This is a genomic window from Microbacterium phyllosphaerae, from assembly GCF_017876435.1.
Lineage (GTDB): Bacteria > Actinomycetota > Actinomycetes > Actinomycetales > Microbacteriaceae > Microbacterium > Microbacterium phyllosphaerae.
Genome location: NZ_JAGIOA010000001.1, coordinates 681,190 through 702,626, shown reverse-complemented (window position 1 = coordinate 702,626; position 21,437 = coordinate 681,190). Strand labels below are relative to the sequence as shown.

Here is a 21,437-nt window from a genome sequence, read left to right as displayed (position 1 = left end):
CCTCTTCTCTGGAACTGCTGTGGGGGACATCACGGAGATGGACGATTCAGGCGGTGGCCGGTGCGGCGGTCGGCTGCGCGGACCCTCGCGACCGACGGCGTTCGGGGCGACCGGTGCGGAGACCCGCAGGAACGGCGGCGTGCTGTGCGGCCGCGAGGAGCAGGTCGACGAGCAGGGCGAGCACGGCGACGATGATCGCACCGGCGAGCACCTGATCGAACCGGCGCAGGGGGATGCCCTGGATGATCGGCCAGCCGAGGCCGCCGAGGTTGACGTAGGCGGCGATCGTGACGGTCGCGATCACCTGCAGCAGCGCCGAGCGGATGCCGCCGACCAGAAGCGGCAGGCCCAGCGGCACCTCGACCTTCCAGAAGATCTGCCAGCCGGTCATCCCCATCGCCTTGGCCGAGTCGATCACGCGGCGGTCGATCGCCTCGAGCCCGGTGTAGGCGCCAGCGAGCAGCGAGGGGATGGCGAGGAGCACGAACGTGACGATGGCCGCCTCGGGGATGCGCAGCACGCCGAGCAGCAGCACGAGCAGCACCATCAGACCGAAGGCGGGGATCGCGCGGGCGGCTCCGGAGACGGCGACCGCGATCTCGCGGCCACGACCCGTGTGCCCGATGAGCCACCCGATCGGCAGCGCGATGACCGCCGCGATCAGCACGGAGATCGCGGTGAGGGCGAGGTGCTGGCCGAGCAGCACCGGCAGCGCATAGCGACCCTGCCACTGCTCGGGGGCGAGCATCCAGGCGATGGCTTCGGCGAAGAGGTTCATGCGGGAGCCCCCACGGCGAGCGCACGGGCGGCGGCGGGCTTCGACGCGGCGCGCGTCCACGGCATCAGCGCTCGCCCGAGAAGCAGGAGGATCAGGTCGATCACGAGTGCGATCACGACGACCGCGACGACACCCGCGAAGACCTCGGCGATGATGCGGCGCTCGAGGCCGTTCGTGAAGAGGTAGCCGAGATTGGTGACGCCGATCAGGATGCCGACCGTGGCCAGCGAGATCGTGCTCACAGCGGTGACGCGGAGGCCGGCGAGGATCACGGGCCCGGCGAGCGGGAACTCGACCGCCCAGAAGCGGCGGAAGGCGGCGAACCCGGTGGCCGTCGCGGCCTGGCGGACGCCGTCATCGACAGAGTCGAGCCCGTCGGACACCGCACGCACGAGGATCGCGATCGCGTAGATGGTCAGCGCGATCACGAGGTTCGACTCGCTGATCGCCGAGTACCCGAGCGCGGCGGGCAACAGGATCAGCAGCGCGAGCGACGGGATCGTGTACAGCAGGCCGGTGAGCACGATGATGGGTCCGCGTACGAGGCGGAACCGCCAGGCGACCCAGCCGAGCGGGAGCGACAGCACGAAACCGAGCACGATCGGGATGATGCTCTGACGCAGATGCACCAGAGTCAGCTCGAAGATCAACCCGAGGTTGTCGGTGACCCAATTCACGCGCGCTCGCCCCGGACCGCACCGAGGGCGGCGGCATCCGGCCCGGCCAGCGGACCGTCGGACTTCTCGGCGTCGCCCACGATCGCACCCTGGGTGCGACCCTCGGAGTCGACCACCACGGTGCCGTGCGGCGTCTCTTTGAGGTGCAGAGCGCGGCGTCCGCGGTCGGCTCCGATGAAGGAAGCGACGAAGTCGTCTGCCGGGTTCTCGATGATCTCGCTCGGGCTGCCCACCTGCACGATACGGGCACCCTTGTCGAGGATCACGACCTGGTCGCCGAGCAGGAAGGCCTCGTCGATGTCGTGCGTGACGAACACCACCGTCTTGTCGAGTTCGCGCTGCAGCCGCAGCGTCTCCTGCTGCAGGTCGGCGCGCACGATCGGGTCGACGGCGCCGAAAGGCTCGTCCATGAGCAGGATGTTCGGGTCTGCCGCGAGGCCTCGGGCCACCCCGACACGCTGCTGCTGCCCACCCGAGAGCTGGCTCGGGTACCGCTCGGCCAGCGACTGGTCGAGACCGACGGTGGCCAGCAGCTCGCGCGCCCGCTCGTGAGCCGGACCCTTCTTCACGCCGGTCAGGCGCAGCACCGTCGCGACGTTGTCGATCACGGTGAAGTGCGGCATGAGGCCCGAGTTCTGCATCACATAGCCGATGCTGCGGCGCAGCGCGACCGGATCGCCGCCGAGCACGCTCTCGCCGTCGATCTCGACGTCACCCGAGGTGGGCTCGACCATGCGGTTGATCATCCGCAGCAGAGTGGTCTTGCCACAGCCGGAAGATCCGACGAAGACGGTCGTCTGGCGGGAGGGCAGAACCAGGCTGAAGTCCTTGACGGCTGTCGTGCCGTCGGGGAACTGCTTGGTGACGTTGCGGAATTCGATCACGATTACTCTCCGGTCGATCGATCGACGAGACGGGCATCAGCGCCCCGGCTGCGGCATACAGAGGTCATGCGGACACTTCGACGCGGGGGTCGAACGCGACGAAGCCCGAGAAGTCCTTGCCGACACGGTCGAAGGCGCTCGGGTACGGGGTCGGATACGACCAGGCATAGTCGGTGTGCAGCTCGCCGCCGGCCTGCACCGAGTAGTACTGGGCAGCGCCCTTCCACGGGCAGGTGTACGGGGTCGGGCTCTCGACGAGCGCGCCCTCGGTGATGGATGCCGGCGGAAAGTACCAGTTGCCTTCGATGCGCGCGAGATCGCTCTCGTCTGCTTCGGCGATGACGGTTCCTGCGAGTACAGCCTTCATGGTCCTGCCTCCTCGGATGTGGTTTCGAGCGTATAAGAGGTGTGCGACATCCGCCCCAGGCTTGCGCTGGGGGCCGTCAATGTGAGAAACAAACCTGCGCCGGGCACGCCGAGCGCACCCGTCTTCTCACGGTCTGTTCGGAGCGGATGCCGGAACAGATGGTTCGAGAGATCATGCCGAATCCCGCCCGTAGCCCTCCAGCAGCCGCAGCCAGACCTCGCTGATCGTCGGGTAGGCCGGAACGGCGTGCCAGAGGCGCGCGATGGGCACCTCGCCCACGATCGCCACGGTCGCGGTCTGCACGAGCTCGGCGACCTCGGGGCCGACGAAGGTGGCGCCGATGATGACGTCACGCTCCTTGTCGATCACGATGCGGGCCTGGCCCTCGAAGCCGTCCTCGTAGAGGCTGGCGCCCGCGACCCCGCCGAGGTCGTAATCCACCACGACGACATCTGTGCCCGCCTCACGGGCCTCGGCCTCGGTCTGCCCGACCGATGCCACCTCGGGGAACGAGAACGTCACCTGGGGGGCTGCGGTCTTGTCGGCCGTCGCCACATGCTTTCCCCAGGGCTCGTCGTCGACATCCGCGCCCTGCGCCCGAGCCGCGATGACATCGCCGGCCGCCCGCGCCTGATACTTGCCCTGATGCGTGAGGAGCACGCGGCCGTTGACATCGCCGACCGCGTAGAGCCAGTCGGATCCGGGGACGCGCAGCGTGTCGTCGACCGTGATCCAGCGCCCCGGCTCGAGGCCCACGACGTCGAGCCCGATGTCTCCGCTGCGCGGCGAACGGCCCGTCGCGACGAGCACCTCCGCCGCGGTGACCGTCGATCCGTCGTCGAGCACGATCGACACCCCGTCGTCGCCGCGCGTGACGCCGGTGGTCCCCGTGTCGGTGCGCACGTCGACGCCGAGTTCCTTCAGCCCCGCGGCCACCCGCTCACCCGCGAACGGCTCCATCGTGCCGAGCAGGCCGCTCCGGGCGATGATCGTCACCGTCGAGCCGAGAGCCGCGTATGCCGTCGCCATCTCGACCGCGACCACTCCTCCGCCGATCACGGCCAGCGACTCGGGAAGCTCTTCGGCACTCGTCGCCTCACGGCTCGTCCACGGGGATGACTCGCGCAGGCCCTCGATCGGCGGGATGACGGCATCCGAACCCGTGCTGATCGCGACGGCATGGCGGGCGCGGAGCACGCGGGTGCCGCCGTCGGCATCCGTCACCGTCACCTCGCGCTCGCCCGTCAGGCGACCGTGACCTCGGGCCAGGTCGATGCCGGCCGAGTCGAGCCACTTCACCTGACCGTCGTCCGACCAGTTGCTCGTGAACGAGTCGCGGCGGTCGAACACCGCCCGCACGTCGAGCTTTCCGGTCACCGCCTCCTTGGCTCCTGCGACGTGCTGCGCCGCGCGCAGCGCCTGCCCAGAGCGCAGCAGCGCCTTCGACGGCATGCACGCCCAGTACGAGCACTCGCCGCCGACCAGTTCGCTCTCCACGATGATCGCGGTCAGTCCGTCCTGCACGGCGCGGTCGGCGACGTTCTCGCCCACGGGACCTCCGCCCAGCACGATCAGGTCGTATTCGTCGGTCTTCTCAGCAGTCATGGGGTGCACCTCTCCGTCGCCCAGTCTTGCTCAGAAGCAACGCCGAGTCACGGGGTGGTGTTCCGCCGGAGCTTGTGCAAGAGCGCTCCGGGCGCGTCGTGCCGTCCGTGTTCGTCCCGCGCGTCACGCACTCCGCGGGGCGACGCGAGGCGCGAGCACCGCCGCGGCGAGCGCGATGACGCCGGCCAGGGCGAAGACCGCGACGAACGGATCGGCCACCGCCGCGAGCCCGGTGAACAGCACGCCCGTGATCGCGAGCGCAAGGGCGCTTCCGAAGGAGTCGGCCACCGTCATGGCCGCACTGTTGAAGCCCTGATTCTCGGGCGCCGACATCTCGAGGGTCAGAGCGCTGGTCCGCGGACTCATCAGCCCCATGCCCGCCCCTGCGACGATCCACGCGACGATGATGACGACGACCGGCGCGGTGAGCACCGCTGCGGCGAGCGCGAGCACGACCCCCGCGACGACGAGGAGCGTGCCGATCCTCACAGCCGTGACGCTCGAGAGGCGCACCCCCATGCGCCCCTGCACGGTGGCGGCGGCCGACCACGCGAGCGCCCCGCCGGTGAGGGAGAGCCCCGCGATGGTCGGCGACACCTCGTATCGATCGGTCAGCAGATAGGGGATGTACACCTGGGCGCCGAAGAACCCGGCGGCGGCGAGTCCGCGCACGAGCAGCACCGAGGGCAGACCGCGTCGGGCACGCAGGGTTCCCGTGGGCAGCAGCGCCCGGACCGCGACAAGCGCCACGACGACTGCTGCCGCCGCGAGCACGGGGCCGACGCCGGGGATGTCGCCGACGAGGTTCAGACCGAGCACCGCGACCGCGGCGAGCACCGACCATCCCAGCCGGCCGAACGCCCACGGGATCGTGGCATCGCCGTCGCCCGAGAGCCCGCGGAGCGCGGGGACGACCATCAGCAGGGCGGGGACCACGAGGAAGACGACGCCGAGGAACACCCAGTGCCAGCTCCACAGCTCTGTGACGGCCCCGGCGACGGTCGGCCCGACGAGCGACGGCACGACCCAGGCGGCGGCGAAACCGGCGAAGATCGCAGGATGCAGCTCGCGCGGGTAGACGCGGGCGACGACCACGTACAGTGCCACCATCAGCCCGCCGTTGCCGAGGCCCTGAGCGAAGCGCCCGGCGACGAGCACCTCCATCGTCGGTGCGAGGCCCGCGACGAGGAGTCCGACGACGAACAGCGCCACCGAGGCGTACAGCGGCGCGACGGGTCCGCGGCGATCGGCCCAGTTGCCCGCCACGACCATGCCGATCACCCCGGTGGCGAGCGGCCCCGCGAAGGCGAGCGCATACAGACGATCGCCTTCGAGGTCGGCGCTCACCGCCGGCATCACCGTGGTGACGGCGAGGGATTCGAACGCCCCGAGGAACACGAGGGCGCAGGCGCCGATGGTGATCCAGAGGTAGGCGCCGCTCATGATGCCGGGGGCGGCGACCTTCGCGGTCTGCGCCCCACCCGTGTCGATGGTCATAGGCACGACCGTAGAACCTCAACAAAGGTTGAGGTCAAGCGGGCTCAGTGGACGCGCGTCAGCGAACCGGCAGGAAGTGCGTCGGTGTCGGAGCCTGGGCGGTATGACGGATGCCGAGCGGCGCCCCCGTGCGCTCATCGAGGTCGATCAGCGCGACGGTGTCGGAGCGCTGTCCGGCGACGAGGAGCTTGCCCTCGTGCACGAGGTGATGCCGCGGCCAGTCGACGCCCGAGTCGGCGAGCGCGATCGGCTCGAGGCTCTCGCCTCCGCCGCGCACGCGCAGCGCCGCGATCGTGTTGCTCCCGCGGAGCGCCGTGTAGAGGAACTGCGCGTCGCGCGTGCGGGCGAGCTCGGCAGGGAAGTCCACACCGATCTCGGCGATCGGGCTCGCCAGCACCGACGAGGCCACGGCCCACGTGCCGTCGCGGCCGGCGGCGAGCGTGAACACCTCGCACGAGTACTCCGTGACGACGTGCAGGTGGCCGCTGGGGTGCACGACCATGTGGCGCGGGCCGGTGCCGAGCGGCAGCACGACCTCATGATCGAGCACGAGGCCTGCCGCGCCCTGGCGCCAGATCCGCACCAGATCGAAGCCCAGGTCGGTCGTGGCGATGCGCCCGTCGGGCAGGAACGCCGAGGCGTGCGCGTGCGAGACACGCTCTTCTCCGCCGGCCGTGAGTTCGCCGGCATACGGATCCGATGCCGCCGCGGCGACCCCCGCCGGCGCCGACGTCTCGATCGGTTCGCCGAGAAGCGCCGCACGCAGCTCGGCGGCCTTGTTCACGGCATCCGGCACCAGGCGTCCCAGCGGATCGATGCCGATGCGCACCACCCGTCCGTCGCCGTAGCAACTCGCGATCAGGGACGATCCGTCCCGCGCGACCGACACGTGGCAGACCGAATCGCCGGCCTCGACCGGCTCTCCGAGCGGCCGCAGCGTGGATTCACCGCTTCGAGAGAATGCCTGCACCGCGGCATCCCCCTCGAGCGCCGCGTAGACGACGTCGAGAGTCGGATGCTGCGCCAGCCACGACGGCGACGGGGTCTGCGTGACCGCGCCGCGGTACTCGAGGGCGGTCTGCCGGTCGGCATCCCCCGCCAGCAGGCCGATGCCGTCGGCGGAGCCGTCCATCGCGGAGCCGTAGCCTCCGAGCCAGAACCGGGTCACAGCGCGCTCAGTCGAGCAGGTCGTGACGCACGATGACCTGGTCGCGCTCGGGGCCGACGCCGATGACCGAGATGCGGGTGTTGCTCATGCTCTCGAGCGCCAGCACGTAGTCCTGGGCGTTCTGCGGCAGGTCGTCGAAGGTGCGTGCCGTCGAGATGTCTTCACTCCAGCCGGGGAAGTACTCGAGGATCGGCGTCGCGTGGTGGAAGTCGGTCTGGTTGACCGGGACCTCGTCGAAGCGCGTGCCGTCGACGTCGTAGGCGACGCAGACCGGGATCTGCTCGAGACCCGTGAGGATGTCGAGCTTGGTGAGCACGAGGTCGGTGATGCCGTTGACGCGGGTCGCGTAGCGCGTGATCGGGGCGTCGTACCAGCCCACCCGGCGGGGACGGCCGGTGGTCGTGCCGAACTCGAAGCCGCGCGAGCGCAGCCATTCGCCCTGCTCGTCGAACAGCTCGGTCGGGAACGGACCCGAGCCGACACGGGTCGTGTACGCCTTGACGATGCCGACGATGCGGTCGAGGGCACCGGGGCCGACTCCCGAGCCGGTCGAGGCGCCGCCGGCGGTCGCCGACGACGACGTGACGAACGGGTAGGTGCCGTGGTCGACGTCGAGCATGGTCGCCTGGCCGCCCTCGAACACGACGACCTCGCCGCGGTTCAGGGCTTCGTCGAGCAGGTAGCCGGTGTCGGCGACCATCGGACGGAGTCGCTCGGCGTAGGACAGCAGGTCTTCGACGATCTCGTCGGCCGTGATCGCGCGTCGGTTGAAGATCTTCACCAGGAGGTGGTTCTTCTGGTCGAGGGCGCCCTCGACCTTCTGACGCAGGATGTTCTCGTCGAAGAGATCCTGCACGCGGATGCCGACGCGGTTGATCTTGTCGGCGTACGCCGGACCGATGCCGCGGCCGGTCGTGCCGATCATGCGCTTGCCGAGGAAGCGTTCGGTGACCTTGTCGAGCGTGCGGTGGTACTGGGTGATGATGTGCGCGTTGGCGCTCACCTTGAGACGCGAGACGTCGATGCCGCGGCCGCCGAGGGCCTCGAGCTCGCTGAACAGCACCTCGAGATCGATCACGACGCCGTTGCCGATCACCGGGGTGACCCCGGGCGACAGGATGCCCGAGGGCAGCAGGTGCAGCGCGTACTTCTCGTTGCCGACCACGACCGTGTGGCCTGCGTTGTTGCCGCCGTTGAACTTGACGACCCAGTCGGTGCGCTCGCCGAGCAGGTCGGTGGCCTTGCCCTTGCCCTCATCGCCCCACTGGACGCCGACGATAACGATTCCTGGCATGGGTATCCCCCTTGCTTTCGCCGGGTTTGCACCGGCTGATGAGCTGGCCCTTGTCGGGCGACTCCATCCTACCGAAGGCCTGTTTCGCGGCCGTTTCAGGTGTGGACGGGTGGGCTCCCGTCGCAGTTCGTGCCGCTCGGGAGGTCGCGTGCCCGCTCCCGTCGCTGTTCTTGCCGCTCCCACGGCCGGACCCCCGATCCCGTGGCAGTTCGTGCCGCACGGGAGGTCGTGCGGCCGCTCCCGTCGCAGTTCGTGCCGCACGGGAGGTCGTGCGGCCGCTCCCGTCGCAGTTCGCGCCGCTTGGACGGTCGCAACGCGGCACGAAGTGCGACCGGAGCAATCGGACGCGGCACGAAGTGCGACCGGAAGAGCCGAAGAGGTGCGGCGGGCACGACGCACTGCGAAGCACTGCGAAGCACTGCGAAGCACTGACTGAAAAGCGACGGATGCTGTCGCTCCGGCGCATCGCCGATGTCGGTGGCCGGTGCCAGGATCGAAGGATGCCGAAGACCGGTCCCGTCCAGCGCGACGACAGCCTGAATCCCGCGAAGCCCCGCACACAGGGTCCGCTCGTGCTCATCGCCGCCCTCGTGACGGTCGTGCTGTGGGCGTCGGCGTTCATCGGCATCCGCGGTGCGGGTCCGCATTTCGACCCGGGAGCCCTGGCGCTGCTGCGCATGGCCGTGGGCAGCGTCGCGCTCGGGCTCATCGCGGTGCGCCACGGCATCCGTCTTCCCGAGCGCCGCCACTGGTGGCTCGTCGCGGTGTGGGGCGTCGGATGGTTCTGCGTCTACAACCTCGCGCTCAACGCAGCCGAGCGAACCCTCGATGCGGGCACGGCGGCGATGGTCGTGAACCTCGCGCCCCTGATGGTGGTGGTCTTCAGCGGACTCTTCCTGCGTGAGGGGTTCCCGAAGCCGCTCATCATCGGAGCCCCGATCGCGTTCCTCGGCGTGGTGCTGATCGGTATGAATTCGTCGACGAGCGAGGGGCCCGACATCACGGGGCTGCTGCTCGCACTGCTGGCCGCAGTCATGTACGCGGGGTGCACACTGCTGCAGAAGCACCTGCTGAGTGCAGGGTCCGATGCGACGACCCTCACCTGGCTCGGCGCACTCGCGGGCACCGTCGCACTGCTCCCGTGGACGGGCAGCCTGATCGGCGCTCTGCAGACGGCTCCGCTCGAGTCGACGCTGTGGGTCGTCTATCTCGGTATCTTCCCGACCGCGATCGCGTTCACGACCTGGGCGTACGTGCTGCAGCGCAGCTCTGCCGGGCAGACGTCAGCCACGACCTACGTCGTTCCCGCGATCGCGATCCTGATGTCGTGGGCGATTCTCGGCGAGGTGCCGACTCCGCTCATGTTCGTCGGGGGCGCGCTGTGCCTGCTCGGCGTACTCGTCACTCGGATGCGGTGGGGCCGCCGCGCCTGATCGTCCCCGCGGCTCTTCCGTCCTGAGTCGGGCGGTTTCTCTCGGCGCGCGGCATGTCGCGGTTTCGGCCTCGGCTGCGGCGCATCCGCACTCGCATCCGCATCTGCAACTGCATCCGTGCGCGGCCACACACGCACCGCCCGCCACGAGGGGTCTGTGCGGGGTCAAAAACGCACCCCTCGAGCACGTTTCGGATGCACTTTTGACCCCGTACCAGTCGGCCGGTGCACTTTTGACCCCGCACCAACGCGACGCCACGCCGACACCGCACCCCGCACCCCGCACCCCGCACGAACCCGAAGCCGCACGGACGCACCGCGCACCACATGGATCCGTGCGGGGTCAAAAACTCATGCCTCGAGCACCTCGAAGCCATGCGGGGTCAAAAACGCACCCCTCGAGCACCTCGAAGCCATGCGGGGTCAAAAACTCATGCCTCAAACACGTTTCGGGTGCACTTTTGACCCCGCACCAACGCGACCCCGCACCGACGCGACCCCGCAACCCGCAACCCGCAACCCGCAACCCGGACCAACGCAACCCGCACCGACACCGCATCCGGCACTCGACGCACCACGACTCAGCTCAGCGCGACACCGACCGGCGCTGACGGATCGACCCGCGCTGCGCCTCGACGCTCGCGAGCATGTCGCCCGCGAGCTTGCGCTTGAGTTCGAGCGACTCCCCGATCTCGGCGGCGAGTCTCGGGCGGGTGCGGATCAGCTCGTCGATCGTCGCGAGGGGCAGCACGAGAACGGTCAGGATCTCGCCCGCGACCGTCACAGCCTGCGTCCGCTCACGGGTGAGCGCCGTCTGACCGATCAGATCGCCCTTCTCGGCCGCCGCGAACTCGACCCGTCCGCCGTCGACCTCGATCGCGAGGACCGCGCGGCCCGAGACGACGACGCGCACCTCGTCGGGCACGACGCCACTGGGCAGGACGACCTCGCCGACGCCGTAGCGCTCGAGATGCGAGGCCTGCGTCATCGCCTCGAGATCGTCGTCGTGCAGATGCAGCGTCCCGGCGATCTCGGCGAGCGCCTCGGCGAGGCGACCCGGCTCGGCGATCGGATCGGTGGCATCGCCGTCGAGCGCGAATCCGCGCCGTCGCGCCGCGTACCAGACCCACGACAGGTACATCGAGAGTGCGCGTCCGGCATCCGCGGGCCCGGCGACCGGGATCGAGACGCCGTAGGCCCCGCCACCGGAATAGCTGACGGAGGCGCGCTCTCGATCGGCGAGCATCGGCAGGGCGTCGGCGACCTCGACCAGCAGCGCCATGACCTCGTGAGGGGGGTCATCGGTCGCGAACTTCACGTCGGTGGATGCCGAGTACGGCCCGTCCGGCTCGGAGAGGTTCGTGAAGGATGCCCCCGAGAGGCTCGAGTTCGGGACGATCTGGATGCCGGAACCCGTGTCGATGTGCACGGCACGCCAGTTGACCTCGACCACGCGGCCCCTGACGCCGGCGGCATCGAGGAAGTCACCGATCTTGAACGGCTGCTCGAACAGCAGCAGCAGGCCCGAGATCACGCCGCCGACCGCGTTCTGCAGCGCGAGGCCGATCACGATCGACCCGACGCCGAGGGCCGTGAAGAGGCCGCCCACGTCGGCATCCCACACCCAGGAGAAGAGCAGCGCGAGACCGAGGGCGACGAGCACGAGTCGAGCGATCTCGACGAAGATCGTCGGGATGCGCTTGCGCCACGAGTCCTCGGCGGCGTTCGCGAACAGAGCCACGTTGAACGACGACAGCAGCAGCAGGATCACGAGGAACCCGAAGATCGTCGCGGCGACGCGGGTCCAGACCTGGTCAGCGGGCGACTGGATCGCGAAGGCCAGCAGCGCGAACAGCGCACCGACCGGGATCACGCCGTTGCGCAGCAGACGCAGAGGTCCCGCGAGCGGGTTGTTGCGGCGTCGGAGTCCGTTGATCAGCTCGGTGAGGACGACGAGCAGCACCGGCACACCGACCGCGAGGGCGATGACCCACCAGCCCCAGCCGTCGCGGAACGCGTCGTCGAGCATGTCAGCTCACCTTCCAGACGGTCTCGCTCTTGCCGTGCGCCTCGACGGTGCCCGCCTCGGTGAACGTGAAGATCTCGCGCGTGCGGTCGTAGACGGTCTGGCTCACGTACACGCCGGGCTCGCCGGTCACCGAGCGCACCCGGTACGCGAGGTTCACGGCATCGCCCCAGAGGTCGTAGGCGAGGGTCGTCCGCGCCACGAGACCGCTCGTCACGGTGCCCGTGTCGACTCCGGCACGGATGCCGATCGACGAGCCGTTCTGCGCGTTGAACCGCTCGACGACGCCGAGCAGGTTCTTGGCGAAGTCGACACTGCGGCGCACGTTGTCGACCCGGGGCACGATGAGACCCGAGGACGCGAGATATCCCCCGCGCAGCGTGCGCACCTTCTCGACACCCGCCTTCTCGGCGGCCTCGTCGAAGCCCCGCATCAGGGTGTTGAGGTGGCCGATCTCCTGTTCGGTGTTGAGGCCGCGGGCGTAGTCGTCGAAGCCGACGAGCTCGGCGAACACGACCGAGACGTTCTCGTGCGCCTCCGAGATCGCCTCGTCACCCTGCTTGTACTTCGCGGCGACGCTCTCGGGCATCAGCGTGAGCAGGAGCTTCTCGTTCTCGGCCTGCTGCTCGTCGATCAGCTCCTGTTTGATGCGCAGACTCGACGCCATGTCGTTGAACGCGCTGCCGAGATCACCGAACTCGTCGCGCGATCCCTGCGGCACCTGCACGTCGAGGTCGCCCTCGGCGACGCGATGGACGGCGCCGACGAGCCGGTGGACAGGTCGTGTGAACACCTGGGCGAGCAGCAGCGACAGCAGCGAGACGCCGAGCAGGATGCCGAGCAGCGACAGCAGCACCGTGCGGGTGAAGTCGCTCACCGGTGCGAACGCCTCTTCCGAGTCGATCCGCGCGATGATCACCCAGTCGAGCCCCTCGACCTCCAGCGGAGCGTACGCGGTGACGCTCTCGCGGCCGAGATAGTCGCGGCCGATCGTCGTGCCCGTGCGGCCGGCCTGGGCATCCGCCACCGCCTGCGTGTTCACCTGCTGCAGCAGTACCGTGCCGTTCACCTCGACGGCGCGCTCGGCGACGCTCGGCGGGACGCCGCCGTTGATCGCGATCTCGGCGTAGCTGTCGGGATCCTCGATCAGTCGTCGCGAGTTGCTGCGCATGAGGTCGTCGCGTCCGACGAGGTAGACCTCGCCGGTGTCGCCGAGCCCCTGTTCCTTCCAGCCCTCGGAACCCGTGGTGAGGTCGTTGATGGTGTCGATCGACACCTGGAACGCGATGGCTCCCGTGATGCGGCTGCTGTTGCCGACCGGTGAGATGACCCACATGGTCGGGATGTTGAGCGAGGGGATCCAGCGCTCGAAGTCGGTGAGGATCACCGTGTTCACCGAGTTCGTGGCGATCGCGTCCGCGTACGCTCCGGCGAGGACGGAGTCGCGATACGGCCCGGTCAGAAGGTTCGTGCCGAGCTCCGGCCCCTTGTACGCCGAGAACACGACGTCGCCGTCGAGGTTCATCAGCAGTGCATCCTCGTACCCCGCCTCCTCGACCAGTCGCGTGAAGTAGTCGCCGTACCTCACGGAAGCCTCGCCGTACAGGGTTCCGTCTTCCGGATCGTTGTCGTTGAGAAGAGTGTCGTAGTCGGCGTCGAAGTCCTGATTCTGCGTCGTGAAGTGGGACTGCAGGTGCTGACCGGCCACCGAATCGGGGATGAACGCGCTGTCACCGTACTCGTCGCCGGTGCGCTCCTCGAGCTTCGGGATGAACACGTCCGCGTAGTACGCCTCGAGCTCTTCGTGCTCGCCCGGCTCGGGCTGCTCCTGCTGCAGCTCCTCGAAGCCCTCGTTGATCGAGGTCGACAGGTTCTGGGCACTGAGGTTGCGCGAATTCAGCGAGGCGTCGCGCTTCACCGTCTCGAGGGCATCCGTGATCTCCGCCGCCCGCATCGAGCGGATGGTGATGAGCTGGTCGACCGCCGAGTCGTGCAGCGACTGCCGACCGTTGAGGAATCCGATCGTCCCGACGATCACCGACGAGACGAGGCTCACGGCGAGCAGCATGATGAGCAGCTTCGACTGGATGCTGAGGCCGACCCTCCCCCGCCACAGTCTTCTTCGCGTCTCCGTGCCTGTCGTGGTCCCCGCAGTGCCCTCGCTCATGTGCCCCTCCCGGCCGCGATGTGCTCTCCCGCTGACGCTATCGACATATCGACATATCGGTCTAGGGACAATGACACTTCGTGACCGATAAAGTGTGCGCGGAGGCGAATATGACGACCTGGTGGCCCTATGCACGACTCGCAGCAGCCGTGCTCGGAATCGCGGCGATCATCGCGCAGCTGTCCCGCAGCATCGAGAACTCTCTCGCCGCCAGCACCGAGTGGGGCCGGCACATTCCCACCGTGGCGGCGAACTTCCTCAGCTTCTTCACGATCGAGGCGAACCTGTTGGCCGCGATCGTGCTCGCAGTCGGCGCGATCTGGGCACTGCGCCACCGCCACGACGCCGAGCCGGAGCCGAAATGGTTCGCGATTCTGCTGGTGTGCGTGAGCACCTACATGATCGTCACCGGCATCGTCTACAACACCCTGCTCCGCAACGTCGAGCTGCCCCAGGGCGTGACCGTTCCGTGGTCGAACGAGGTGCTGCATGTCGTCATCCCGCTGTTCCTCCTCGCCGACGTGCTGTTCGCGCCCCGGCGACGGGCCCTCGGCTGGAGTGCCGTCTTCATCACCGCGCTCTTCCCCATCGCCTGGGCGGTCTACACACTCGTGCGGGCGAACCTCATCATCGCTCCGGCCACCGGAGACCCGTGGTGGTACCCGTACCCGTTCCTGGACCCGCACCTGGTGCCCGGCGGCTACCTCGGAGTCTCGGGCTACATCGTCGGCATCGCGATCGCCATCATCGGCGTCGCGTGCTTCGTGGTCTGGATCGGTCGCAGGCGCGGCGCCCCCGCTTTTGAATCGCGCACTTTGCAGAAACCGTGACGTGAAAGTCGCCAAGTGCGCGATTCGAACGAGAAAGGCGGGCTAACGCCGCTCTCACCGATGGGGAGAAGTCCCCACCCGCGGGCCGAAGCCGCCGGAGAGTATGCGGTTACGCTGGTCGACGGGGGATCGTCGACGCGTCCCCGTGGGAACGAGGAGACACACCGATGAACGAGCCCTACGCGCCCGGCCCCTCCGCAGGTTCGACGCCACCGCCTCCGCCCGCGCCCTCGGCTCAGGCGGTCCCGCCGGCTCCGCCCGCCCCCGCGACCCGCGCCGCCGCAGCCGCCACGGCAGCCCCGGCCTCAGCCGCGGCAGCCCCGGCCTCAGCCCCGGCAGCCCCCGCCGCGTCGACCTCGGCGAGCAAGAAGTCCGAGGCCCCCACCGAGGCCGAGCTGCGCCGCGCGAGCGACGTGCTGAAGACGGTCTCCGACGCATACTCCGCCAAGATGGTCGGTCAGGAGCGGCTGCGGATGAGCCTGCTGATCTCGCTGATCGCGGGCGGACACATCCTGCTCGAGAGCGTCCCGGGGCTCGCGAAGACCACGGCGGCGAGCACCCTGGCCGACACCGTGAAGGCGCAGTTCAAGCGCATCCAGTGCACCCCCGACCTGCTGCCGAGCGACATCACCGGCAACCAGATCTACGACGCGGCGACCGGCTCCTTCCGCACCGTGCTCGGCCCGGTGCACGCGAACTTCGTGCTGCTCGACGAGATCAACCGCTCGAGCGCCAAGACCCAGAGCGCCATGCTCGAGGCGATGCAGGAGCACCAGACCACGATCGGCGGCGAGATCCACCACCTGCCCAAGCCGTTCCTCGTGATCGCGACGCAGAACCCGATCGAGCAGGAGGGAACGTACGAGCTCCCCGAGGCTCAGATGGACCGCTTCCTGCTCAAGGAGATCGTCGAGTACCCGAGCCCCGCTGAGGAGTTCGAGATCCTCGGGCGCATCGACTCGGGCGTGCTCGACCCCGACCGCCACGTGTCGAGCGCGATCAGCCTCGACGACGTGCACATGCTGCAGGACGTCGCGAGCCGCATCTACGTCGACCCGGCTATCCGCAACTACATCGTCTCGATCGCCTATGTCACGAGGAACCCCGCGCCCTACATCGGCGAAGAGCGCGCCCGTTTCATCAAGTACGGCGCGAGCCCCCGTGCGAGCATCGCCTTCCTGCAGGCATCCCGCGCCCTGGCCCTGCTGAACGGCCGCGCACACGTGCTGCCGGAGGACATCCGTTCGCTCCGTCACCTCGTGCTGCGCCACCGCGTGCTGCTGACCTTCGAGGCCGACGCCGAGGGCATCCGCAGCGAGGAGATCATCGACCAGATCTTCGCGTCCGTGCCCACGCCCTGACCCCGCCATGGCCAGCCTGATCACCCAGGTGAAGAGCAAGCTCTTCATCCACTCGTCGCGCAAGTCGCTGCACGCGCTCGACGGCGCCTACGCGTCGCTGCTGCACGGCCGCAGCCTCGACTTCGAGGACCTGCGCAAGTACGAGTACGGCGATCAGGTGCGCGACATCGACTGGCGTGCCACGGCGCGGCTGGGCACACCGCTGGTCAAGCGGCACCGCGCGATGCGGATGCACACGATCCTGTTCGTGGTCGACACGGGGCGGTCGATGGCCGCCCTCGCCCACGATGAGAAGTCGAAGAAGGATCTCGCGATCCTCGCGACCGGCGTCCTCGGTGTGCTGGCTCTTCGCCACGGCGACGACTTCTCTCTCGTCTACGGCGACTCGGACCGCGTGCGCCGTCGTGCACCCGGCCGCAGCGAAGGCGCCCTCGAGCACGCGCTGCGCACGATCGACCACGCGATCGACTCGAGCACCGCGTCGAGCGACCGCGACGCCCTGCTCTCGTACGTCACGCGCACGATCTCGCGTCGCATGATCGTGGTCGTGATCACCGACCAGGCCCCCGTGACCGATGAGACCGAGCGGATGCTGCGCCGACTGCGCGTGCAGCACGACGTCCTGTGGCTCACCGTGAGCGATGCCGATCCGGTGCTCGACCACACGACGGCCACGATCCGCAGCGACGTCGACAGCCTGTGGGAGGTGCCCGACTTCGTACAGGGCGACCTCGACATCATCCGCGAACTCACCGCCCAGACCGAAGCCGATGCCGCACGCCTCGCCGAGGTCCTCAAGCGCATGGAGATCAGCCACAGTGTTTTGGCCGGTCAAGACGACGCCGTCTCGCAGCTCCTGCAGCTGCTGAATCGGAGGTCGAATGCCCGGCTCTGATGAGCTGTATCCCCCGGCCCAGTACGGCTGGGGATGGCTCCTGCTCGCCTTCGGCATCCTGATCCTGCTGATCTCGGCCGCCTGGCTTGTGGCCGCCCTGACGCGCCCTCGGCGCGATCTCACCCTGACAGGCGAGGCGCAGGGTCCGCAGCTGCTCACCACCGACGTGCTGTCGCAGCTGCGCGTGGAGTACCTCGACCGCATCCAGCGCATCGAAGACGACTACCGCGCCCGCACACTCTCGGCCCGCAACGCGAACCTCGAGTTCAGCCGCGTGGTGCGCACGTTCGTCAACGAGTACAGCGGCCTCGAAGCGCCGGTTCTCGCCCTCGACGACCTCGTGTCGCGCGGGGTGCACCCCGCCCTGATCGACGCGATGGGCCGCCACTACTACCCCAGCATCTTCCGTCAGGGCCCCGCGATCGACCCGGTCGCCGGTGCCGAGGCCGCGCGAACGGTGGTGCGCACATGGCACTAGCGAACGGATGGCTGATCCTCGTCGCCGCGGGCGTCGTCGTGATCGCGATCGTGATCGGCATCGTCCTCGGCCTGCGCGGCAGTGCGAAGACCGAGGCGCATGAGCGCGCTCGTGTCGCCCGCGCCGAGCGCCTCCGCGCACTGCCGACGTTCCGTCAGGCGCTCAACCGCAGGATCCTCGCGCTGTCGAGCATCCTGCTGCTCGGTGTGGTCGCGGCGCTCTCGGCCGGTGTCGTGTCGGCCCGCCCGATGTCGTCGCAGACGATCCAGCCCGTCAACACGAGCCGCGACATCATGCTGTGCCTCGATGTCTCGGGTTCGATGAGCGAGGTCGACGTCGAGGTGCTGACCGTCTTCGAGGAGCTGCTCGAGGACTTCGAGGGCGAACGCATCGGCCTGACGATCTTCAACAGCTCCCCCGTGCAGATCTTCCCCCTGACCGATGACTACGAGTTCATCCGCGGACACCTGCAGAGCATGCGCGAGAGCTTCGACTACAACGAGCCGCTCCCCGAGCACTGGGTCGGCACGCAGAACGGCAACGGCGCGTCGCTGATCGGCGACGGCCTGGCCGCATGCGCGATGGCGTTCGATCACCCCGACGACGAGCGTTCGCGGTCGATCATCTTCGCGACCGACAACGAGATCAACGGCGCATCGATCGTGACGCTCGACGAGGCGGCCGCGTACTCCGAGTCGATCGGCGTGCGGGTCTTCGCGCTCAATCCGGTGCAGGGCAAGGATGCGGACGTCAGCGCCGAACTCTCGAAGGCGGCGGAGGCGACGGGAGGAGCGGCCTACGGCCTCCGCGACACCACCACCGTCGGCGACATCGTCGAGCAGGTGCAGGAGCAGGAGGCGACCGAGCTGAAGGGCCAGGCGCAGGTGGTCTGGACCGACACCCCGAACCTCTGGATCGTCGTGCTGATGATCTCGATGCTCTCGTTCCTCGTGGTGCTGTGGAGGGTGAGACTGTGATCTTCCAGCCCGTGCTCAACGTCTTCCTCCTCGTGCTGCTGTGCGCGCCCGTGGCGGCCCTGGCCGTGCTCGCCCTCACCCGGGCGAAGGGCCGCGACAGGGCGCTGTGGGTCATGAGACTGGTCATGCTGCTGGCCTGCTTCGTGATGTTCCTGCGGCCGGGCATCCCCGGCGGCGCCACCGAGACCCTCGCGACCGACACCGACATCGTGCTCGTCGTCGACACCACGGCCAGCATCGTCGCAGAGGACTGGGACGGCGATCAGCCTCGCCTCGACGGCGTGCGGGCCGATGTGCAGGCGATCGTCGACGAGTACCCCGGTGCCCGGTTCGCACTGATCACCTTCGACGCCTCCGCCGACCTGCGGATGCCGCTCACCACCGACACCACCTCGCTCGTGTCGTCGCTCGACGTGCTGCGCCCCGAGGTGACGAGCCAGTCCCGCGGCAGCTCGATCGGCCTCGCGAACCAGCTGCTCGCCGACACCCTCTCGAACGCGGCGACGGCGTCTCCCGATCGCTCGCGCATGGTGTTCTACTTCGGCGACGGTGAGCAGACCGTCACCACCGACCCCGAGTCCTTCGACGGCAGTGCGACCTTCACGGATGCCGGAGCCGTCCTCGGCTACGGCACCGCCGAGGGCGGCCCGATGCAGCTGACGACCGGCAGCGTCGACGGGTCGGGCTCGGGCGAGTACATCGAATACCAGGGGTCGAACGCGCTGTCGGTGATCGACGAGGGCAACCTCGAGGCGATCGCCGAACAGCTCGGCGTCGACTACCAGCACCGCACCGCGGATGCCGAGCTGACTCTGCCGGACGCGCCGTCGACCACCACCAGCTACTCCGAGTCCGGATCGGTCGGGAACGTCACCGAGCTCTACTGGATCGCCGCACTCGTGGTCGTGGCGCTGCTCGGGGTGGAGCTGGCGAGGGCGAGCATGCTCGTCGCGCGCCTGCGTCTGCTGCGCGCGCGGCCCGCCCGTGCTGCCCGAGGCGACCGCGGGCGTCGTGAGAACCGCCCCGCCGACATCGGGTCGCCCGCCGAGCGCGGCGAGACTCGTGGCACCGACCATCAGGGAGGTGCCGCATGACCGACCTGTCGACCCGCGAGGGCGCAGCTCCCGCCCCCGCCGACCTGAGGGCGGCGGCCGCCGCGTCGCTGCTCGCCTCGAACCGTCGCCGTCGCCTCGTCCGTCGCTGGATCGCGATCGGCACCCTGCCGCTCACGCTCGCCGCGCTGCTGTTCGTCGGGAAGATCCTCAGCATGTACGCGTTCGCGCACCAGTCGATCACCTCGTATGTGGCCGACGACTACGCGGGCTCCGAGTCCTCGGCCCGCGGCCAGGAGTTCCTCAACTGGTTCGAGCCGTACAAGGCGCCGTTCAATGTGGGCACGGCTCTCGCGGGTTCCGAGAAGCTCCCCGAGGCGCGCGCGAAGCTCGAGGAGTCCCTCGGGCTCGCGACCGGTGTCGAGGTCTGCAGCGTGCGCATCAACCTCGCCCTCGTGATCGAGCGCATGGGCGACGCGGCCCGTGCAGACGGTGACGGCGCGGGTGCCGCCGAACTCTACGGCGAGGCGCTGACGATCACGACCGAGATGCCCGAGGAGTGCGGCAGCGACGAGGCCGAGAAGCAGTCCTCGGACCCTGATCGCGACATGCAGCAGAGCGAGGACGACCTCGAAGACCGGCTCAAGCAGAAGCAGCAGAGCGAGGAGCAGACTCCCCCCGAGGAGGAGCAGCCGCAGGAACCCGACGAGCAGCCGTCGGACGACAAGCTCGACGACCTCAAGGACAAGCTCGAGCAGGGCACGCAGGAGCGCGACCAGCAGCAGGGCGATGACGGCGGCGGCTCCGGGACGGACAAGCCATGGTGATGGATCACGAGAAGCAGCGGGCACGCTACGTCGCCGGCACCGAGGGCGCACCGCCCGTTCCGCCGCCGGGAGGCTACCGCAACGCACGCCGACAGGCGGGCCCCATCACGACGCAGGTGCCGGGGGCTCCCGCGGCGAGCGCGACGGCCACGGCATCCGAGGTCTCCGCCGCCGAGCGGAAGCCGGCGAACGCGCTCGGATGGAGCGCGTTGATCGTCGGCATCCTGTTCGCGCTGATCCTGCTGATCACGATGGCGGTGGGCGCGACCGATGCGCTCTACGGCGTGACCATGCTGGCTCTGCAGCTCGTGGTCGTCGCGGTGATCATCGGGGCCCTCTTCTCGTCGCGGGGGCGCCGATTCGCCGTGATCGCGCTCGCGATCACGCTCGTGTTCAATGTCGCCACGGTCGGCGGGATCGGCGCTCTGCAGACGTCGGCCTCCGGCAGCTACGACGGCATGAAAACCGACGAGCAGAAGCACGAAGAGGCCTACCCCGGCATCAAGGACACGGATCCCCAGGATGCCCTGAACCAGCAGTCGCTGGAAGAGGTCAGGGCCGAGGCCGACGCGCTGTTCGCCGACATCCGCGAGCGCATCACCGCCGAGTACGGATACGAGTGGGTGAAGGTCGGCGACGAGGATCTGCGTCCGGAGCGCAACGGCTACGGCGGGGAGTCGATGCTGATCGAGTACAGCTCGGTCGGGTGGGCGACGACCGAGCCGATCCACGGCTACAGCCTCAAGCTCGACGTCATGAACACGATCGACCAGGTCGTCGCCGAGCACGGGATGCCCCCGCTGTACTCCTTCAACGGCGAGTACTCGGGTCTCGACCCTTCGGTGATCGCGAAGCTCTACGGCAGCGAGGATCCCCGCAAGCAGCACACCTGGGAGTACTACACCGACAACTACCCCGACCCGACGCGGCTGTACGCCAACATCTACGACCTCTCGAACGACCCGACGGGAGACTTCCTCACGAACCGCGAGGCGCAGAGCGCCCGCACGGGGGAACCCCTGGAGGGCCTGCAGATGGTCGTGATCGCGAGCGCCGTGCTCAGCGAGGCCGATCGCGCCGAGTTCGAGGAGAAGCTGAAGGACTACCCGGGATTCCAGTGAA

General features: G+C 68.9%; 19 protein-coding genes. 9 read left to right on the top strand and 10 right to left on the bottom strand.

All coding sequences use genetic code 11. From position 1 onward, the window contains the following. Positions 1–46: 46 nt before the first annotated feature. From JOF42_RS03400 to JOF42_RS03365, 8 genes are all read right to left on the bottom strand, one after another. Positions 47–778 (bottom strand): ABC transporter permease, encoded by a 732-nt coding sequence (locus tag JOF42_RS03400; protein WP_210096563.1) that lies wholly within the window; start codon positions 776–778, stop codon positions 47–49. Next, positions 775–1,455: an ABC transporter permease gene (locus JOF42_RS03395; protein WP_210096562.1), complete on the bottom strand. Its 681-nt coding sequence runs from the start codon at positions 1,453–1,455 to the stop codon at positions 775–777. The genes JOF42_RS03400 and JOF42_RS03395 overlap by 4 nt, the downstream gene beginning before the upstream one ends. Further along, complete coding sequence (locus JOF42_RS03390) at positions 1,452–2,339, bottom strand: ABC transporter ATP-binding protein (RefSeq protein WP_307803528.1); 888 nt, start codon at positions 2,337–2,339, stop codon at positions 1,452–1,454. Before JOF42_RS03390 ends, JOF42_RS03395 begins: the two co-directional genes overlap by 4 nt. 64 nt (positions 2,340–2,403) lie before the next feature. Further along, a complete protein-coding gene (locus tag JOF42_RS03385) occupies positions 2,404–2,706 on the bottom strand; it encodes a DUF427 domain-containing protein (RefSeq protein ID WP_194764477.1) in 303 nt (100 codons plus the stop codon). Positions 2,707–2,877: 171 nt separating this feature from the next. Further along, entirely contained in the window at positions 2,878–4,311 is a 1,434-nt protein-coding gene (locus tag JOF42_RS03380) for a dihydrolipoyl dehydrogenase family protein (protein ID WP_210096561.1), read from the bottom strand. Between the two features lie 123 nt (positions 4,312–4,434). After that, positions 4,435–5,808, bottom strand: a complete 1,374-nt coding sequence (locus tag JOF42_RS03375; RefSeq protein ID WP_210096560.1) for an MFS transporter — start codon at positions 5,806–5,808, stop codon at positions 4,435–4,437. Between the two features lie 58 nt (positions 5,809–5,866). Then, entirely contained in the window at positions 5,867–6,976 is a 1,110-nt protein-coding gene (locus JOF42_RS03370) for a lactonase family protein (protein WP_210096559.1), read from the bottom strand. 7 nt (positions 6,977–6,983) lie between these two features. After that, on the bottom strand, positions 6,984–8,270 hold the full coding sequence (locus JOF42_RS03365; RefSeq protein ID WP_210096558.1) for an adenylosuccinate synthase: 1,287 nt from the start codon (positions 8,268–8,270) through the stop codon (positions 6,984–6,986). Between the two features lie 500 nt (positions 8,271–8,770). Between JOF42_RS03365 and JOF42_RS03360 the strand changes: the two genes are divergently transcribed. Then, positions 8,771–9,703 carry a DMT family transporter gene (locus JOF42_RS03360; protein WP_210096557.1) on the top strand — a complete coding sequence of 311 codons (933 nt, stop codon included), beginning with the start codon at positions 8,771–8,773 and terminating at the stop codon, positions 9,701–9,703. A 585-nt stretch (positions 9,704–10,288) separates the two neighbouring features. Here JOF42_RS03360 and JOF42_RS03355 read toward each other — a convergent pair. Further along, complete coding sequence (locus tag JOF42_RS03355) at positions 10,289–11,731, bottom strand: mechanosensitive ion channel domain-containing protein (RefSeq protein ID WP_210096556.1); 1,443 nt, start codon at positions 11,729–11,731, stop codon at positions 10,289–10,291. Between the two features lies 1 nt (position 11,732). Then, a complete protein-coding gene (locus tag JOF42_RS03350) occupies positions 11,733–13,895 on the bottom strand; it encodes an adenylate/guanylate cyclase domain-containing protein (protein WP_210096555.1) in 2,163 nt (720 codons plus the stop codon). Positions 13,896–14,005: 110 nt separating this feature from the next. On the opposite strand from JOF42_RS03350, the gene JOF42_RS03345 reads away from it, so the two are divergent. The 8 genes from JOF42_RS03345 (at position 14,006) to JOF42_RS03310 (ending at position 21,436) form a co-directional block, all read left to right on the top strand. Continuing rightward, a complete protein-coding gene (locus JOF42_RS03345; protein WP_210096554.1) occupies positions 14,006–14,725 on the top strand; it encodes a Pr6Pr family membrane protein in 720 nt (239 codons plus the stop codon). Between the two features lie 167 nt (positions 14,726–14,892). After that, a complete protein-coding gene (locus JOF42_RS03340; RefSeq protein ID WP_245340709.1) occupies positions 14,893–16,086 on the top strand; it encodes an AAA family ATPase in 1,194 nt (397 codons plus the stop codon). 7 nt (positions 16,087–16,093) lie between these two features. Next, positions 16,094–16,981, top strand: coding sequence for a DUF58 domain-containing protein (locus JOF42_RS03335; protein WP_210096553.1), 888 nt, complete (start codon positions 16,094–16,096; stop codon positions 16,979–16,981). Beyond that, positions 16,968–17,459 (top strand): hypothetical protein, encoded by a 492-nt coding sequence (locus JOF42_RS03330; RefSeq protein WP_210096552.1) that lies wholly within the window; start codon positions 16,968–16,970, stop codon positions 17,457–17,459. Before JOF42_RS03335 ends, JOF42_RS03330 begins: the two co-directional genes overlap by 14 nt. After that, on the top strand, positions 17,450–18,436 hold the full coding sequence (locus tag JOF42_RS03325) for a VWA domain-containing protein (RefSeq protein ID WP_210096551.1): 987 nt from the start codon (positions 17,450–17,452) through the stop codon (positions 18,434–18,436). The genes JOF42_RS03330 and JOF42_RS03325 overlap by 10 nt, the downstream gene beginning before the upstream one ends. Beyond that, positions 18,433–19,530 carry a vWA domain-containing protein gene (locus JOF42_RS03320; RefSeq protein WP_210096550.1) on the top strand — a complete coding sequence of 366 codons (1,098 nt, stop codon included), beginning with the start codon at positions 18,433–18,435 and terminating at the stop codon, positions 19,528–19,530. Before JOF42_RS03325 ends, JOF42_RS03320 begins: the two co-directional genes overlap by 4 nt. Beyond that, the gene (locus JOF42_RS03315) at positions 19,527–20,315 is read left to right on the top strand and encodes a hypothetical protein (protein WP_210096549.1); all 789 of its coding nucleotides are present in this window, start codon (positions 19,527–19,529) and stop codon (positions 20,313–20,315) included. The genes JOF42_RS03320 and JOF42_RS03315 overlap by 4 nt, the downstream gene beginning before the upstream one ends. Beyond that, positions 20,309–21,436, top strand: a complete 1,128-nt coding sequence (locus tag JOF42_RS03310; protein WP_245340708.1) for a DUF4064 domain-containing protein — start codon at positions 20,309–20,311, stop codon at positions 21,434–21,436. Before JOF42_RS03315 ends, JOF42_RS03310 begins: the two co-directional genes overlap by 7 nt. The last annotated feature ends 1 nt before the right edge of the window (position 21,437 follow it).

What these genes read in the sequence shown, in the direction of transcription:
- JOF42_RS03315 (WP_210096549.1), top strand. Translation starts at nt 19,527, where the DNA reads ATGACCGACCTGTCGACCCGCGAGGGCGCAGCTCCCGCCCCCGCCGAC.
- JOF42_RS03375 (WP_210096560.1), bottom strand. Translation starts at nt 5,808, where the DNA reads ATGACCATCGACACGGGTGGGGCGCAGACCGCGAAGGTCGCCGCCCCC.
- JOF42_RS03385 (WP_194764477.1), bottom strand. Translation starts at nt 2,706, where the DNA reads ATGAAGGCTGTACTCGCAGGAACCGTCATCGCCGAAGCAGACGAGAGC.
- JOF42_RS03325 (WP_210096551.1), top strand. Translation starts at nt 17,450, where the DNA reads ATGGCACTAGCGAACGGATGGCTGATCCTCGTCGCCGCGGGCGTCGTC.
- JOF42_RS03330 (WP_210096552.1), top strand. Translation starts at nt 16,968, where the DNA reads ATGCCCGGCTCTGATGAGCTGTATCCCCCGGCCCAGTACGGCTGGGGA.
- JOF42_RS03380 (WP_210096561.1), bottom strand. Translation starts at nt 4,311, where the DNA reads ATGACTGCTGAGAAGACCGACGAATACGACCTGATCGTGCTGGGCGGA.
- JOF42_RS03340 (WP_245340709.1), top strand. Translation starts at nt 14,893, where the DNA reads ATGAACGAGCCCTACGCGCCCGGCCCCTCCGCAGGTTCGACGCCACCG.
- JOF42_RS03350 (WP_210096555.1), bottom strand. Translation starts at nt 13,895, where the DNA reads ATGAGCGAGGGCACTGCGGGGACCACGACAGGCACGGAGACGCGAAGA.
- JOF42_RS03310 (WP_245340708.1), top strand. Translation starts at nt 20,309, where the DNA reads ATGGTGATGGATCACGAGAAGCAGCGGGCACGCTACGTCGCCGGCACC.
- JOF42_RS03365 (WP_210096558.1), bottom strand. Translation starts at nt 8,270, where the DNA reads ATGCCAGGAATCGTTATCGTCGGCGTCCAGTGGGGCGATGAGGGCAAG.
- JOF42_RS03400 (WP_210096563.1), bottom strand. Translation starts at nt 778, where the DNA reads ATGAACCTCTTCGCCGAAGCCATCGCCTGGATGCTCGCCCCCGAGCAG.
- JOF42_RS03335 (WP_210096553.1), top strand. Translation starts at nt 16,094, where the DNA reads ATGGCCAGCCTGATCACCCAGGTGAAGAGCAAGCTCTTCATCCACTCG.
- JOF42_RS03360 (WP_210096557.1), top strand. Translation starts at nt 8,771, where the DNA reads ATGCCGAAGACCGGTCCCGTCCAGCGCGACGACAGCCTGAATCCCGCG.
- JOF42_RS03345 (WP_210096554.1), top strand. Translation starts at nt 14,006, where the DNA reads ATGACGACCTGGTGGCCCTATGCACGACTCGCAGCAGCCGTGCTCGGA.
- JOF42_RS03355 (WP_210096556.1), bottom strand. Translation starts at nt 11,731, where the DNA reads ATGCTCGACGACGCGTTCCGCGACGGCTGGGGCTGGTGGGTCATCGCC.